Annotated in this window: 15 protein-coding genes; 4 read left to right on the top strand and 11 right to left on the bottom strand. The window is 45.2% G+C overall.

All coding sequences use genetic code 11. From position 1 onward, the window contains the following. Positions 1-126 precede the first annotated feature (126 nt). Positions 127-804: an SOS response-associated peptidase gene (locus tag MKY23_RS12215; RefSeq protein WP_339838324.1), complete on the bottom strand. Its 678-nt coding sequence runs from the start codon at positions 802-804 to the stop codon at positions 127-129. Positions 805-1,031: 227 nt separating this feature from the next. Here MKY23_RS12215 and MKY23_RS12210 point away from each other — a divergent pair, with 227 nt between their 5' ends. Further along, a complete protein-coding gene (locus MKY23_RS12210) occupies positions 1,032-1,553 on the top strand; it encodes a hypothetical protein (protein ID WP_154958836.1) in 522 nt (173 codons plus the stop codon). Between the two features lie 60 nt (positions 1,554-1,613). Further along, positions 1,614-2,279 (top strand): hypothetical protein, encoded by a 666-nt coding sequence (locus MKY23_RS12205; RefSeq protein WP_339838320.1) that lies wholly within the window; start codon positions 1,614-1,616, stop codon positions 2,277-2,279. A gap of 146 nt (positions 2,280-2,425) precedes the next feature. Here MKY23_RS12205 and MKY23_RS12200 read toward each other — a convergent pair whose 3' ends face one another. The 6 genes from MKY23_RS12200 to MKY23_RS12175 form a co-directional block, all read right to left on the bottom strand. Next, on the bottom strand, positions 2,426-3,466 hold the full coding sequence (locus MKY23_RS12200; RefSeq protein WP_339838317.1) for an ATP-binding protein: 1,041 nt from the start codon (positions 3,464-3,466) through the stop codon (positions 2,426-2,428). Beyond that, on the bottom strand, positions 3,463-4,167 hold the full coding sequence (locus tag MKY23_RS12195; RefSeq protein WP_339839388.1) for a response regulator transcription factor: 705 nt from the start codon (positions 4,165-4,167) through the stop codon (positions 3,463-3,465). The genes MKY23_RS12200 and MKY23_RS12195 overlap by 4 nt, the downstream gene beginning before the upstream one ends. A 117-nt stretch (positions 4,168-4,284) precedes the next feature. Further along, a complete protein-coding gene (locus MKY23_RS12190; RefSeq protein WP_339838314.1) occupies positions 4,285-4,842 on the bottom strand; it encodes a hypothetical protein in 558 nt (185 codons plus the stop codon). Between the two features lie 204 nt (positions 4,843-5,046). After that, a complete protein-coding gene (locus MKY23_RS12185) occupies positions 5,047-7,596 on the bottom strand; it encodes a glycoside hydrolase family 2 protein (protein WP_339838311.1) in 2,550 nt (849 codons plus the stop codon). Positions 7,597-7,835: 239 nt separating this feature from the next. Beyond that, positions 7,836-8,909 (bottom strand): LacI family DNA-binding transcriptional regulator, encoded by a 1,074-nt coding sequence (locus MKY23_RS12180; protein ID WP_339838308.1) that lies wholly within the window; start codon positions 8,907-8,909, stop codon positions 7,836-7,838. 159 nt (positions 8,910-9,068) lie between these two features. Then, the gene (locus MKY23_RS12175; protein WP_339838306.1) at positions 9,069-9,980 is read right to left on the bottom strand and encodes a DMT family transporter; all 912 of its coding nucleotides are present in this window, start codon (positions 9,978-9,980) and stop codon (positions 9,069-9,071) included. Between the two features lie 181 nt (positions 9,981-10,161). Between MKY23_RS12175 and MKY23_RS12170 the strand changes: the two genes are divergently transcribed. Next, positions 10,162-11,043: a LysR substrate-binding domain-containing protein gene (locus MKY23_RS12170; RefSeq protein ID WP_339838303.1), complete on the top strand. Its 882-nt coding sequence runs from the start codon at positions 10,162-10,164 to the stop codon at positions 11,041-11,043. Between the two features lie 48 nt (positions 11,044-11,091). Here the strand turns inward: MKY23_RS12170 and MKY23_RS12165 are convergent, their stop codons facing one another. From MKY23_RS12165 to MKY23_RS12150, 4 genes are all read right to left on the bottom strand, one after another. Continuing rightward, positions 11,092-11,574: a tetratricopeptide repeat protein gene (locus MKY23_RS12165; protein ID WP_339838300.1), complete on the bottom strand. Its 483-nt coding sequence runs from the start codon at positions 11,572-11,574 to the stop codon at positions 11,092-11,094. Between the two features lie 121 nt (positions 11,575-11,695). Further along, positions 11,696-12,553, bottom strand: coding sequence for a heme o synthase (cyoE, locus tag MKY23_RS12160; RefSeq protein WP_339838298.1), 858 nt, complete (start codon positions 12,551-12,553; stop codon positions 11,696-11,698). Between the two features lie 158 nt (positions 12,554-12,711). Beyond that, positions 12,712-13,278, bottom strand: a complete 567-nt coding sequence (locus tag MKY23_RS12155) for a hypothetical protein (protein ID WP_339838296.1) — start codon at positions 13,276-13,278, stop codon at positions 12,712-12,714. Positions 13,279-13,562: 284 nt separating this feature from the next. After that, on the bottom strand, positions 13,563-13,916 hold the full coding sequence (locus MKY23_RS12150) for a DUF3243 domain-containing protein (RefSeq protein WP_123066707.1): 354 nt from the start codon (positions 13,914-13,916) through the stop codon (positions 13,563-13,565). A gap of 222 nt (positions 13,917-14,138) precedes the next feature. Here MKY23_RS12150 and MKY23_RS12145 point away from each other — a divergent pair, with 222 nt between their 5' ends. Beyond that, positions 14,139-14,348 carry a hypothetical protein gene (locus tag MKY23_RS12145; protein WP_154958845.1) on the top strand — a complete coding sequence of 70 codons (210 nt, stop codon included), beginning with the start codon at positions 14,139-14,141 and terminating at the stop codon, positions 14,346-14,348. Positions 14,349-14,409: the final 61 nt, after the last annotated feature.

Here is a 14,409-nt window from a genome sequence, read left to right as displayed (position 1 = left end):
TCAGACGCCCCATCCTGTTTTTAACCATTTCCAGAGTTCAGAAACTTAGAAACCATAAACATGAACGTAGCTACATCTTCAGAAAACCTCGGTAATACCTTAGGCATCCCTCAGTTAAGTCATTCCTCAGTAACTCCGCACGTAAGCCAGCTTCTGCTCCATCTCTTCCACACATTCATAACAATCATGTTCGTTGTTCGCCACCATCGGCGTGACCGGGTATAGATTCATCTCTGTGCGATTGTATGTTTTAAGCAGTGGCAACAACTGTGTAACTCTGGTATTGGCCGGATCAAGCCAGGTGTTGATCTCATCATCCATGAGAATAGCCGGCATCTTGTTTCCAAACTCACGAGTCGCCAGATTCGCGCCAGCCATGAGCATTGTACAGGTGCGAAGCGGTTGCTTGCGGGTATCTTTCCAGATCTCATACAATCCCGCAATGCCAAAAAGCCCGCGATCCGGCATGACAACACGCACGGCATAACGCTTCTTACCTTCTTGTCGCCAGTAATACAGCCCATTGCATGGAATAACACAGCGTTTGGTCTCCACTAACTTATAATACGCGGGGTTTTCATGCACAGTCATTAAATTAGCATTCACCGCATCCCTCCCCCAGAACGGAATGAATCCCCAACGAAATTCATCCAGCACACGTTCTCCATCCTGATGCAGAATGATCGGCGTATGTTGCGTTGGACTGATATTATAGCGATTTTTATAGTAATACATGACTCGTTGTACCTTGAAATGATCCCGAACTTCATCTAGATCAGCCGCGAGTGAAAAACGTTCGCACATCCCTATACACTCCTTTTTCCTAGTAAGGTTGAGTGTATTATTTGTGAGTTAAGGGAATTTATGCATACCTTCCCCAGACAGAAAGCGACTTGTTGTGACAACATTCCTTTATTGCACAGGTTTTTTCCTTTTTTCCATAACAAAAACAACGACTTGAGACTCATTTCAGGTACACATTTCCTTGTTACTATAATAGAGAAAATATACATTTATTGGAGGTTTTAAGTATGAAAAGGAAGTTGTTGATGAGCCTGATGTTGTTCTCTGCGCTCGCGATGTTTGGCAGCACGATCTACGCAGCAACCTTTTTGAATTACGGCTACCCTAGTTCCACCATTCCAATCCGGACCTACAACTACGCTTCTGCATGGCAGGGTCCAATGGATGCTTCTCTTGCCAACTGGAACAATGCGGGAGCCAAAGTGCAATTCGTCAAAACGAATAACTCTCCGAACACGATCACCGCTGGCAACTTCAACAATACCGCTTATGGTGTCAACTACGCTTCTGTCTCCGGCAATCAGGTTGTCAACTTCCGCATCGAACTCAACGCCTCCACGATTACCGCTGATGCATCCAACTTGTCCAACTTTATTCAAAGCGTGTTCGTCCATGAACTGGGTCACTCCGTCTGGCTTGGTGACAACCCGACAACGAACAGTCCTTCCATTATGTCTTACACGCGCAACCGGAATTCCATGACCAAACCACAGACCTTCGATATCAATAATGTCAGATCCAGATACTAATCGTTCGTATATCATCATTCCGTATCATTTACATTTTATTTCCAAGGAGGATTCCGATCTATGAACAAGAATCGAGTACTTACCTTACTCGTGTCTTCTATCTTTATCCTGTCTGTCGTCGGCTGCTCTTCAGCAACTCCGGCCGCTTCTCCCCCAGGTACTCCCCTCAAAATCATCGCATCCGAGGATTATCCCAGTTATGGAAGTGTAGACGCTTTGTCAGAGCGGGCCGACACCATTGTGAAGGGCAATGTCATCCAAACCAGGGTTGAAGCTTTAGATGACAGGGGACAAGCTGATTCCCAAGATCAGAATCATATGAATGCAGCGGGAAGTGCGGCAGATGCTCAGGTTTCTTTTGACAAAATCTATACGATCTATACGGTTCAGGTGACTGAATCCTACAAAGGGGGTTACACAGCCGGGGATCGGCTTGAAGTCAAACAGCTTGGCGGACAACTGGGCAACACCGAAATCGTCAACGATGACAGTCTTAAGCTTATGCAGACCAAGGATTATGTACTTTTTCTTGAAACATATGCGGACACCCCTGCAAGCCTGCTAAACAGCGTTCAAAGTCTCTATGTGGTCAAACCTGCTTCGAAGTCAAACCAGGCCAGCCAGCAATCCCAGTCTGAGGTGATTGTCAGTGCAAACCCGGAGAATGATCTGACGCTCAGCCTGAGCGAATTGCAACAAATCAAAAACGAACAGTCCAATCCGTAACATATATTTACTCTTTTACCTACTTACTTATTTGATGTCCATCTCAACATGCCGCTCTACATAAGAATAATAAAACGTGCTACCCCAAATACCGGGTGGCACGTTTTTACGTTATCGCTATGATCAAAATCTCTCAGTGCCAATGGCTAGCGATTGACACACACTGGAAGGGTAAACCAGAAACAACTTCCTTCTCCCTTCTTACTCTGAACTCCAATTTCGCCTCCATGCCGTTCCACAATGGATTGAGCGATCGCGAGCCCAAGTCCAGCTCCACCACTACTTTTACTACGGGATTTATCAATCCGGTAAAACCGTTCAAAAATACGTGTCGTTTCTTCCGCTTCAATCCCCTCACCTTGATCCAACACTGCAATTTGCAAAAACGCTCCCTGCTCTGTGGCAGTAAGCATGATTGTGCCTCCTGTAGAAGAGTATTGGATGGCATTTTGCAATAAATTGGAAATCACCCGTTTCATCTGTGCAGGTACCATCATGGCAGCTGGCAATTGATCAGGCAACTCAATCTCCACATTCAGCTCTTTCTCGGCAAGATGGAACGAAAAGCCCTCGAGTGTACTAAGCAACAACTCATCAACATGACTGGGCTCTGGATCAAATGGCTCCCCTTGGGCCTCCAGACTCGATAGATCAAACAAGTCCTGGATCAGCCCTCCCAGCCTCTTCGTTTCAAGGCGAATCGTATTCAGATAACGCCTGAAGGTGGCTTCATCCTTAATCACATCATCTTCCAGCGCTTCGACAAAGGCCTGAATCGAGGCCAGTGGTGTACGTAAGTCATGAGACACATTTGCTATCAGCTCACGCCTGGCCGATTCGGATTGATGGAGATCGTCAAAGCTATCCTTCAGTCTGGAACTCATTTCATTAAAATGCTGTGCCAGCAGTTTGAATTCCTGTGGCCCGATGAGAGGGACTTCCGTATGGAAATTCCCTTCGGCTACCTTCACTGTACGCTCGGTAATACGAGCTATTGATTTTTCCAATGGCTTCGTTAATACATACTGGAGAACAAACGAAAGTAAACCTACCCCGGCCGTTATACCCGACAGCCAATACAATTGATCGATGGTGAGCAGCATTTTGGAATAACTGACGAACAAACAAATCAACAATACACCGATGCCCAGAAGACTGGACAATACCAGATACGTGCGTAATTTCATGATGAGCCACCTGCAAACTTATAACCTATACCCCAAACCGTTTTAATATATTTTGGATCGGAAGCATTTTGCTCGATCTTCTCTCGTAGTCTTCGAATATGCACAGTTACGGTCGTCGTATCTCCCTCGTAGCTAAAATCCCAGATTTTGCTTAACATCTGACTACGCGAAAACACCTGTCCCGGGTGGCTGGCTAGCAAATACAACATCTCAAATTCAGTAACTGTCAAGTCAATCAGCCGTCCGTCAATTTCTACCTCACGTTTCACAAAATCAATGGTCAGCCCTTCATAACGAATCGTATGTGATGAATGAGTGGCAGGCGACACCTGTACCATTCGCATTCTGCGCAATATCGCTTTGACACGCAGAACGAGTTCTCTCGGACTAAATGGCTTGGTCAGATAATCATCTGCTCCCATCGTCAGACCCATCAGTCGATCCTGCTCTTCCCCACGAGCAGTCAGCATAACAATGGGTACATCCTCGCTTTGCCGAATCTCGTTACAGATCTCCCATCCATTTTTATGCGGCATCATCAGATCCAGCACAATCAGATCTGGCGTGTAGCTGCGCCACAACTCAATCGCCTCCATACCATCCTTAGCTGTCACCACGGAATAACCTTCCCTTTCGAGGTACCTGCGACAAACGTCTGTAATATTACTGTCATCATCGGCAACCATGATACGCTCATTCAATGAACTCACCCCATATTCAAAACAAGCATCTGGCATCATCATATCACAGGGCAAGGATCATATTTCAGTATTATTGATCTGCCTTACTTTCAATTTTTTACGTTTACTTCGTTACCTTCACTTCATAGCCTTCATCGGCATCATGTATTTGGAAATGACCATGTCCGTTACATATGTGTTGCCCTCATGGATCATGGGCATTGACTTCAAGCTAACCTGCATGCCGTCTACCATCATTTTTGTAGAACCAACCCACACTTTAATGGTTTTAGCCGCAGGCATCATAGCACCTTCCATCATCATATCGTCCTTCATCATCATGTCATCTTTATTCATTTGTTCGTCTTCCATCATCATGTTACCAGCCATCTTCGTGTCATCTTGCTTCATCATATCATCGTGCATCATCATGTCATTTTTCATTTTCATATCGTCTTTCATCATCGTGTCGTGCATGTTGTCCATATACATTAACGTTACCGAGCGGTCTTTGCTGTCCCACATAATGCTGTAACCATACATTTTTGCCGCCTGTCTCAATTGCACAAGTTCCATGCCATCCTTTTTAATCAATTTCATCTCTGTAGCACTTGCACTTGCTAATCCTGAAAAGGTCAAAGACATCATCAACACCGCTGCCGCAATCATTTTTTTGCTTTTGCTTGTTTTCATCATTGTTATCACTCTCCATGGGTTTAGTTGCTTGCATGGACTACAATAAGGAAAACAACTTACGATTCTCTAAGCAAAATGTTACGAAACCATTACAATGTAATTTTTTTTATCTATCCTGTTATAAAAAACGGTTGAAGTCCCTCTCCGTAAGAGACTTCAACCGTTTTATTCGTTGCTACGTCTTATTTTTCGCTTGCCTCACATTTAGTTCACTCGAATAAAATCAGCCATGGATCGAACCTCCACTGCCCCTGGATTCGAATTGACATCTGCTTGCTGTAAACCTTCTCTGGAGGTGAACTTCACCTTTACCGGAAACCCGGGAATCAGGTCAAAGAAGTTATCCGAGAAGACCCCTTCAACTTCCGAAGACATCCACACCTGCTTGGCAAGAACATCACTTTCCAGCACTAGATGTACACCATCCTCATCCGCTCCTCCGCTGACTTTGATGCTCGCAGGCTGAAGCGCAAGCTCTTTGGCAGGCACGAAGTAATGCTCCTGGACAATGTCTGTTACTCCCTCTTGACGGAGAGCGAGCCGCAGTAGCGTCGTCGTAGCATCATGCCCTTCAAGCCACTCTGCATTACGTAAGGACAACAACTTCTCACCTGCATTGGGTGCTACGTTTACTGCAAAAGTCTCTTCCCAGTGCACCGTGCCATCGAATCCAATCAATTGAACTTGAAGCTCCCCCTCCACCTTCTTCAATAGATCAGAAACCACATAGATATCTGTGACGTCTTCTTTGGTACCATCCACGGAAACCAATACATCATTGAAACTACGTTTCGCATAATATTGCAATGCCTTCCAGCGACCAAAATAGTCCATCCCCGCCCACGAAGCGACAGGCCAGCAATCATTCATTTGCCAGTAGAGCGTTCCCATACAGTAAGGTTTGCGGCGGCGGTGGGCTTCGATTGCGGTTTTCATCGCTTCCGCTTGAAGGACCTGACTCATATACAGGAAGGATGGGAAATCCTTCGGTTCATGCAAATACATATCCATATACTGCTTGATCAGTCGATTACCCGCACCGTTCTTTTGATGTGCGAGCATGACCTCTGACTCCAAGGCCAAGTCTTCTTCCTCGGCGTATGTGCGTACCGACTTGTATTCCGGGAACGACTGGAACCCATACTCACTCATAAAACGGCCTACGTATATATTGTAATTCTCAAAAGGCTCCACATTGTGCCACACGCCCCAATAATGGATGTCTCCTTCCGATGTAGACGGATGGGCATGCTGCTTTTCATCCCCTGTCAGCGATACAATGGGGGAGGAAGGCCAGTAGTCAATGCCTGGTGCATACGCTTCGACCACTTCTGGCAAAAGGTCATGGAAAATCGCTTCATAATCCGCCCAGATGCGTTCGCGCTGTTCTGCGTTGTAATCTTTTTTCCAGCCCCAGCCACCATTTTCAATATAATGCGCCCAAGCCGAATCTATCTCATTGTTGCCACACCACAGTACAATACTCGGATGATTGCGCAGACGTTTCACATTGTCGATCGCTTCATGACGGACACTGTTCAGGAACGCTTCATCACCCGGATACATGCTGCACGCGAACATAAAATCCTGCCACACCATGATACCGTATTCATCACACAAGTCGTAGAATACATCCTCTTCGTAAAAGCCACCGCCCCATACACGTAGCATATTCATGTTGGACTCCGCTGCCGATATGATCTCATGCATGTACCGTTCTCGTGTCACTTCGGTAATAAAACTGTCATTGGGAATGTGGTTGGCTCCTTTGGCGAAAACCGCTACTCCGTTCAGTTCAAAATAAAAGGAAGCCCCGGCTTCGTCCGAATCACGCACAAGACGGATGGAACGAAGTCCTGTTTTGACCTCGTGCGTTGCGACAGCACGCTCCCCTTGAAGTACTTCGGCAGCAAACGTATATCGATACGCTTCACCCAATCCACGGCTCCACCAGAGCTTTGGATTCTGAATCGGGATCGTGACCTCTACCGTATGGGAACCAGATTGCAAAGATACGGCCTTCTCCCAGCGCTGACCATCTGCACCTATGCGAATAACGGTATCTATAGGCTGAGAAGTTTCCACCTCTACCACGGCGGTGACTTGTGCCGATGTGGCATTTACTTCATTTTGACGGATAAATAAATCATTAATTTTCACATCTGTCCATCCCTCAAGCCTAACTTCACGCCAGATGCCACTGGTGACAAAACGCGGACCCCAATCCCAGCCATAGTGATATGGTGCTTTGCGCGCAAAGATACTGACTCGTTTATCCCCGAGACCGCCCACTTCGGATTGGTCATTGGATGCAGGTAGGGCATATCCCAGCTTCTCCAGCTTCGGTAAATCCTCCTGAATGGGAGAACGAAAATGAATGCGAAGCATGTTCCCCTGTTCCTTCACTAATGCTTTTACATCTGCCTTCCATACTCGAAACATGTTATCCGCAGACAACACATGTGTGTCATTCACATATACATCCGCATACGTATCCAGTCCGTCAAAAACTAGTTCGAGATGCTCCTGCGTATATAAAAAAGATTCAATATCGAACGTTGTACGATACTCCCAGTCCTTCTTGTCGATCCACTGTACTTCCTTCTCATTTGTCCCGTAAAACGGGTCAGGAATCTTGCCTAATCTCAGCAGATCGGTATGTACGCATCCAGGCACCTGAGCCGGCATCCATTCCTGATCCTCACTAGCCTTGAACGTCCAGTTTTCAAATCGTTGTGATAGCTTTGTGCTCATGACAGCCTCCCATGTCGTTAGAGTAACCAACGTATTTTGTTAGGTTTTGTTATTATATTAGCAAACAATTCACAAAACAAAATTAACATGTTAGCCGTATAACAGTCAATGCATTTGGTCAATTAAATTGTTCTATTATCACTTCAATCACAAAAAAAGACATAGAGATTTACTTCTCCATGCCTTTTCCTTTCTATTTTGTTTCCATCCTGCTAAGAAGGTCCACAAACTTTACCTGGCTACTCCCGTAACGAATGGTACTCTTCCCGCATAATGATGTCCGCATGAATAAGCTTACGCTCATATGGAACATTCGGATTGCTAATGCGCCACAACAACTGATCTACAGCACGGGCTCCGAGATGTTCCTTATGAATATGTGCCGTAGCTATAATAGGATCATCTGCCCTTGTATTATCGAACCCTGTTACCGCGCACTGTTCAGGCACCTGAACGTCGCGACTTCGCAAAGCCTCAATGATAATAAATGCCGTGTGGTCATTCGCGCAGACGATCACCTCTGGAATATCTTCAAGCTTGAACTCTCTGATGGTTTGTTGCATCTCCTTATACTCCTGCACGAGCAGCCCCGCATGCTGTTCAGCCTGTAGTTGCATTACTTCAAGTCCCATCCGATACCCGAGCCACCGTTCCCTGAAACTAACCGCATCAGGTAGCTGTCCAGCGAACTGGAACCGTTTATATCCCTTCGCCGCAAGCATAAGGACTAACTCCTTCATGCCTTTCACATTGTCAGTAAATACAGTATCGGTATGTATTGCAGAATCCTCGTGATCCACCATGACGAGCGGAATGCGCAAGCGATATATTTCGAGCAGCACTGGCGTTGAGATCGTGCCTACCGTAATAACACCCCGAATGGCGTCGGGATTGAGAACCGAAAACATATGATCGGAAGAAGGTTCCGTCAGTGTCAAAATATCCATACCCTGCTCATTCAAACGCGCTGAAATCCCGTCGAATACAGGCCCCCAATACAAGGAAGAACGATTTTGAGAGCGTATATTCGGAAACAAAATCAATATGGTACCTTCGTTTTTCTTCCCCATTGTGTCACCGAATGATGTATGAGAATCCACTGCATTATATTTTGGCTCTATTTTAAAATAACCCAGTTGCCCCGCGGTTCTGACAATCATCTCACGCGTGTGCTCACTAACCCCCGGCTTACCCGTCAGTGCACGGGAAACTGCGAACTTGGATACTCCTGCAGCATCTGCGATCTGCTGCATAGTCACTCTTTTGCCCATCTTGCTCACCCGATTTTCCTGATTTTTCATCCAGTGTAGCATAAAACCCCGAATGAACAAAACATGTTTTGTTCATTCGGGGTTTGTTAGGTTAGATCAGAGTAAGACAGAATAACCTGTAACTTCGTTTTTCTATCGTTTATTTATGGGCGACTGTCTTCCACTACATATATTTAGATGGACAGAGAGATTCAGTTAACACTATAACGCCGGGCGCTTTCTGCGTCTGAACACATGCAGCGGCAGTTTGACCTCCGTAATCAATACGCCAGCCAGCATCAATGCCGCTCCGCAGTATCCTTGCAACGTAAGAGACTCTCCCTGAAAAATAAAAGCAAACGCCGCGGCAAACAGTGGCTCCAGAGAAAAGATCAGACTCGTTCTCGTAGGTGAAGCGTGGCGCTGGGCAAAAGTTTGCAAAATATAACCAAGCCCACTGCATAATACTCCGAGTCCCAAGATCGATGCCCATGATTCCGGTGTATCTGGTAACTGCGGTGTTTCAAACAAAAATGTGGCTACGGTTCCCAACAAAGCCGCTACACCAAGTTGAACGATTCCGAGTGTAAGTGGGTCATGCTGAGGTGTATATTTACCCGCTAGCAGAATATATATGGCGTAAACCAGTGCCGCGATAATACACAAAAGATCCCCAAGATGCAAACTCATTTCATGCTGAAGGGTCAATAGTCCAAGCCCTGCTACTGCGACCACTATACTGACACTAAGACGTTTGTCCGGCAATCGCCGGCGCAAGACTGTCGTTAATATCGGTACAAAAATGACGGCCAAACTGATCAAAAACCCAGCCTGAGACGCCGTCGTTTGCTGTACACCATAGGTAATGAATACAAACGCAGCAAACAACGCTGTACCCAGCACACCTCCAGCAAGCAACGTACCACGATCTACACTTCTCAAACGGCGGTGAAAGAGTAGCCCTGCCGCTACAAACGCGATTCCAAATCGCAAAGCAATCAAATTTAGTTCTTGCATTGAAGCTAGTCCCGATTTCATAAACAGATAAGAAGAACCCCAAATAACGGTTGCAAGCAACATCTGTACATCTGCTCTTCGTGATGCTTGAATCTGATTTCCTTGTACCCCATTCATCTAACTTCTACCTTCATTCTTCTATAATAGTCTGAGCTACGTTGGTTATATGTACTAAACTAACTCGCCTTGGCAAGTATAAACGATCTCTTTGCATTATAAAAATGAATATTTATAATAGTTATTATGAAATAAACTCATGTATATAATTGTGGTTAAACCTGAAAGGGAGTTAATATATATGTCACTGATTAAATACGAAATTCTAAACACGGTAGTTGAATATGGCAGTCTGACCAAAGCATCCGAGGCCCTGAATATTACACAATCCGCCGTCAGTCACGCCATCGCCAGCCTGGAAAGCGAATATGGATTCTCCCTGCTTCATCGCAGTCGCTCGGGTGTCCGGGTCACCGCGGAAGGTGAGCGAATTCTCGGTTACACTCGTGAAATCATCCGCTGGGCCGAACTAATGAACCAGGAAATCTTCCTGATTCGCGGTGCAGAGATTGGCACGGTCCGAATCGGGACATTTGCTAGTGTATCGACACAGTGGCTTCCGGGTATTCTCAAGCAGTTCAGGCTTCGCCACCCCGGAATTGAAATTAAGCTGTGGGAGGGTGACTATGCGGAAATTGAGAACTGGCTCGCCAGCGGGGCCATCGACCTTGGGTTCTTGTCTCTTGGCGACTCGTCGCCATTTGATACGATTACATTACAAAAAGACAGGATGATGTGCATCCTGCCTCTGGATCATGCTCTGGCTTCAGAGAAATCGGTATCTTTTGAAGTTTTGCTAGAGCAGCCTTTCATTCTTCCCAAATGGGGCGGTGACAACGAAATTGAACGTTTGATTCGTCAACATGCTGCCAAATTAAATGTGGTATATGAGGTTGCCGAGGATCAGGCTATTATGGCCATGGTACGTAACGGACTTGGCATCAGTCTTCTTCCCGAGATGGTGCTGCAAAATCATACGGAATCACTCGCGCTGGTGCCGCTTACAGGTGACCCTTACCGAATGATCGGTTTAGCTTGTGCTTCCCTTCGGAATATTTCACCAGCAGCACGTCGTTTTATTGAAGAAGTCCAACAATGGCTCATCTCTAATCAAGAAGTTTAGTTTTACGTGACTCAAACTAGGGTGAACAGGCTTAAAGACGATCCTATCTTATTCCCAGACCCGATCTAGCTGATCTGCATAGTAGCGTATCGCCCGGCTGTAGTCCATTATTCGCGGATCGCAAGAAGTATCCGCAAGCTGAACAAGCAGCCGCCCCATCGCTTCTGCGTGTTCGCCGAGATTATAGAGCACCATAGCATAGAATACCTCAAATTCCCGGTGCTCGGGAAATTCCGATATTCCTGCCAGCAGCCATGATTTGGCCTGCTCGTATTGTCCAAGCGTGCGATAAGTACTCCCTAGTCCGAGAATTGCACCAGCCCGATCTTCTGCCGATAGTTCCAGCTGCAGTGCTTTTTCATAATAAGGCACAGCCTCACGTTCCAATCCTAGCGAGTCATGTGCCCATGCGAGTTGATACCAGCCTTCCCCATTTTCCGGTTCAAACTCCGTAACTTGGTGCAAAAGCTCGATTGCCTCCCGCACTTTGCCTTCCTGTCGCAGGCAGATCGCTTGTTGCAAATCATTCATGTTGTTGTCACATCCAATAACCCTTAATAATAAACAAGCACATCTTGTAATAATACCAACAACGAGGTTGTCCGTTTTATTCCAACATGTGCTCTCTGAGGGAAACTCTGCTATCTTCTGTTTAAGACCAAGTTGTATTCACTACCATTAAGATGAACAGGAGCATTAGGTAATTGACCGAGATCAAAAAATTAACCTTCGCCCACTTCTCATCATCCTGTGTTTTCAATCCGCCAAGTGTATGTACAAACCAGATAACGCTGCTAATCAGAGATACAATCAGAAATACCAGTCCAACGTAATCAAAATAATACAGCAAAAACACAGCAGGAATCAGCAGAAAAACATAAGGAATCATCTGTATCTTGGTACGTTTCACACCTTTGACCACCGGTAAGAGTGGAAAGCCTGCAGCATGATACTCTTCCACACGGCGAATACCCAGCGACCAGAAATGTGGAGGTTGCCACAAAAATAACAGTGCAAACAACAGCCAGGCTCCTGCATCGATTTCATTCGTTACGGCGGTATACCCAATGACAGGTGGCATCGCCCCTGCAATTCCGCCCAGCGATGTGCTCCATGTCGATGTACGTTTTAGCCACATCGTATAGATCACGATATACGCAAACCAACCGAGCAAAGCCATCCAGCCGGATAACGGATTCACCAGTAGAAACAATATCGCTAAACCAGCGACTCCGAGCACCAAGCCGTAACCAAGAACAAATCCTGGTTTCAGATGATTAATGTAATCCATTCTTTTTTTCGTTCGTTCCATCTTTTGATCCAGCTCACGGTCCCAATAATTATTGATGACACATGCCGAAGCAATGACGAGCGTTGAACCCATCACGACCATAAGCAGAGATATCCATGCGATATCCCATTGTGAAGCAACCCAGAAACCGACGGCAACCGCAAACACATTCAACCTTAACAGTCCGGGCTTGGTTAATGCAATCATGTCTTTAAACATCAGATGCCTCCTGAATGATGTAAAAACGCCATTCCTATAATGATACATGTACCACCAATAAATTACAATCGCTTTCAACCATTTGTCATAACAAAAAGCATTCTTCACCGTTTACTTGAACGGAAAGAATGCTTTTTGGATTATTTGTATGTTATCTTTTAAGGGATATACTGTTGTACAATTTTAATTACTTTTCCATCTTGAATCGTCAGGTGGTAAGGGAACACAGACATATCCAGAATGCGTTTATCCCCATACAACGACTCAAACTTGGTCAAGCTTACGGGTTCATTCCACTGAATTTCCGCTCCTTGAACCGTACCATCACGGTCATACAGTTGCATGAGAACGTTGGCGTCAGCTTTGACCTCAACCTGCTCTTGTTCTTTGTTATCATTAACAATATAGTAACCGTCAGGTGCTTCGTCCATGCCCGCATCCGGATTACGTTGTTTGAAAATCGTATTGGCTTCCTCACCCTGATACCAGCCGATTTTATCTACAGTCAGCATTAATTTACCGTCTTCCACACGCATCCCGTCAATATAAGCTGTATATACCTCAGAATTGGCCAACTGGGCCTTATTAGCAGAAGGTGACTGAGCATCGGTACGCTCCTCTGCATTTGCAGGGGTAAGCAAATATGTAGTCAGCACGATGATGCCAAGTAAAGCAACTGCTGCACCGATCATCCGATATCTCCATTGTTTCGCCGCGTTCTTCATGCCAGCATCTCTCCTTATTTCATACGTCTCTTTAATTATTAAACGAAAGCTTTTCTTCTCAAACCGACACGCCAAACATTAACGATTCGTTTATGTTGTACTCATCATACGTCATAGCACTTTCTGAAAAGTATCAGCCAGATTAAAAATAGTTACAATTCACGTCATCACTACTGAGCTTGTCCACCGCTTTACATGGAGAAACCCCAAATCAGCTGCATTCGGGGTTTCTGCTGCATCTATATTAATCTATGCTTGTACAGTCCATTTATGCCTGAACTTCTTTAATGACTTGTTCTGGTGTCTTGCGCCAAACGAACCAGCATATGAGCAAGCATATGGCGTTCCTCTTCTTTACCAACGTTCCAGAGTTCCTGTAATAGCTTCTCTTCCCGGTTGCGAGGTTCTTCGTTAGCTGCCAGATGATCTGCTACTTTTTGTGCAATTTTAGCCATTTGTTCTTCACTTAAACCGATGGATTCGCCCATGGCAATCCGTTTACCGAGGTATTCTTTGAATGCATCAAAATTTTGTAAAATGTGGTCTCTTTCCTCCGGTGCAATCTTTTCGATTGCGTTGTCTACCTGATCTGTGGAAACCTGCCCGTCTTTGTGGATCACATGATTTTGTTCATTCATGCTTATTACCTCCTTCAGTTTAATTGCATTATTCATTTTTGTGACTTATGTTGAGCTTGCAATAAGCTTCACAACCTTGGGTCATTTATAATATAAACGTCTCGCTGAAGTTTAATCAGCCGTTTCAAAAATCCTAGTTCGGTTAAACGTTTTACATATACATGTAGATGTTTGGTTATGTTAGTAAACATTGATTACTACCGAATTTAAGGAGGAGATCTCATGAATGACAAACCTAAACATGACAAAACAACCGATGAACTCAAACCCGGTGTAAATACCGTCATTGAACCAGACAAAAAAAATCCGGGACCTACGGACATGATTGAAGGTGTCGTCGGAGATATTGTAGACAACATTCGCAAAGACTTTACCCATAAAGGACATGATCATTCTTCCAATAAAAATGTAACAGATGAACCGGGTAAATAATCCTTAAAAGAAACGCACGAAAACAAGTCCTCCTAAACCAACTGGAAAATAGAGGACTTGT

Source organism: Paenibacillus sp. FSL R7-0272 (assembly GCF_037969905.1).
Classification (GTDB): domain Bacteria; phylum Bacillota; class Bacilli; order Paenibacillales; family Paenibacillaceae; genus Paenibacillus; species Paenibacillus polysaccharolyticus.
Note: the sequence above shows the minus strand (reverse complement) of the source record. Positions and strands in the feature narration are given on the sequence as shown.

What these genes read in the sequence shown, in the direction of transcription:
- MKY23_RS12215 (WP_339838324.1), bottom strand. Translation starts at nt 804, where the DNA reads ATGTGCGAACGTTTTTCACTCGCGGCTGATCTAGATGAAGTTCGGGAT.
- MKY23_RS12210 (WP_154958836.1), top strand. Translation starts at nt 1,032, where the DNA reads ATGAAAAGGAAGTTGTTGATGAGCCTGATGTTGTTCTCTGCGCTCGCG.
- MKY23_RS12205 (WP_339838320.1), top strand. Translation starts at nt 1,614, where the DNA reads ATGAACAAGAATCGAGTACTTACCTTACTCGTGTCTTCTATCTTTATC.
- MKY23_RS12200 (WP_339838317.1), bottom strand. Translation starts at nt 3,466, where the DNA reads ATGAAATTACGCACGTATCTGGTATTGTCCAGTCTTCTGGGCATCGGT.
- MKY23_RS12190 (WP_339838314.1), bottom strand. Translation starts at nt 4,842, where the DNA reads ATGATGAAAACAAGCAAAAGCAAAAAAATGATTGCGGCAGCGGTGTTG.
- MKY23_RS12185 (WP_339838311.1), bottom strand. Translation starts at nt 7,596, where the DNA reads ATGAGCACAAAGCTATCACAACGATTTGAAAACTGGACGTTCAAGGCT.
- MKY23_RS12180 (WP_339838308.1), bottom strand. Translation starts at nt 8,909, where the DNA reads ATGCTACACTGGATGAAAAATCAGGAAAATCGGGTGAGCAAGATGGGC.
- MKY23_RS12175 (WP_339838306.1), bottom strand. Translation starts at nt 9,980, where the DNA reads ATGAATGGGGTACAAGGAAATCAGATTCAAGCATCACGAAGAGCAGAT.
- MKY23_RS12170 (WP_339838303.1), top strand. Translation starts at nt 10,162, where the DNA reads ATGTCACTGATTAAATACGAAATTCTAAACACGGTAGTTGAATATGGC.
- MKY23_RS12165 (WP_339838300.1), bottom strand. Translation starts at nt 11,574, where the DNA reads ATGAATGATTTGCAACAAGCGATCTGCCTGCGACAGGAAGGCAAAGTG.
- cyoE (WP_339838298.1), bottom strand. Translation starts at nt 12,553, where the DNA reads ATGTTTAAAGACATGATTGCATTAACCAAGCCCGGACTGTTAAGGTTG.
- MKY23_RS12155 (WP_339838296.1), bottom strand. Translation starts at nt 13,278, where the DNA reads ATGAAGAACGCGGCGAAACAATGGAGATATCGGATGATCGGTGCAGCA.
- MKY23_RS12150 (WP_123066707.1), bottom strand. Translation starts at nt 13,916, where the DNA reads ATGAATGAACAAAATCATGTGATCCACAAAGACGGGCAGGTTTCCACA.
- MKY23_RS12145 (WP_154958845.1), top strand. Translation starts at nt 14,139, where the DNA reads ATGAATGACAAACCTAAACATGACAAAACAACCGATGAACTCAAACCC.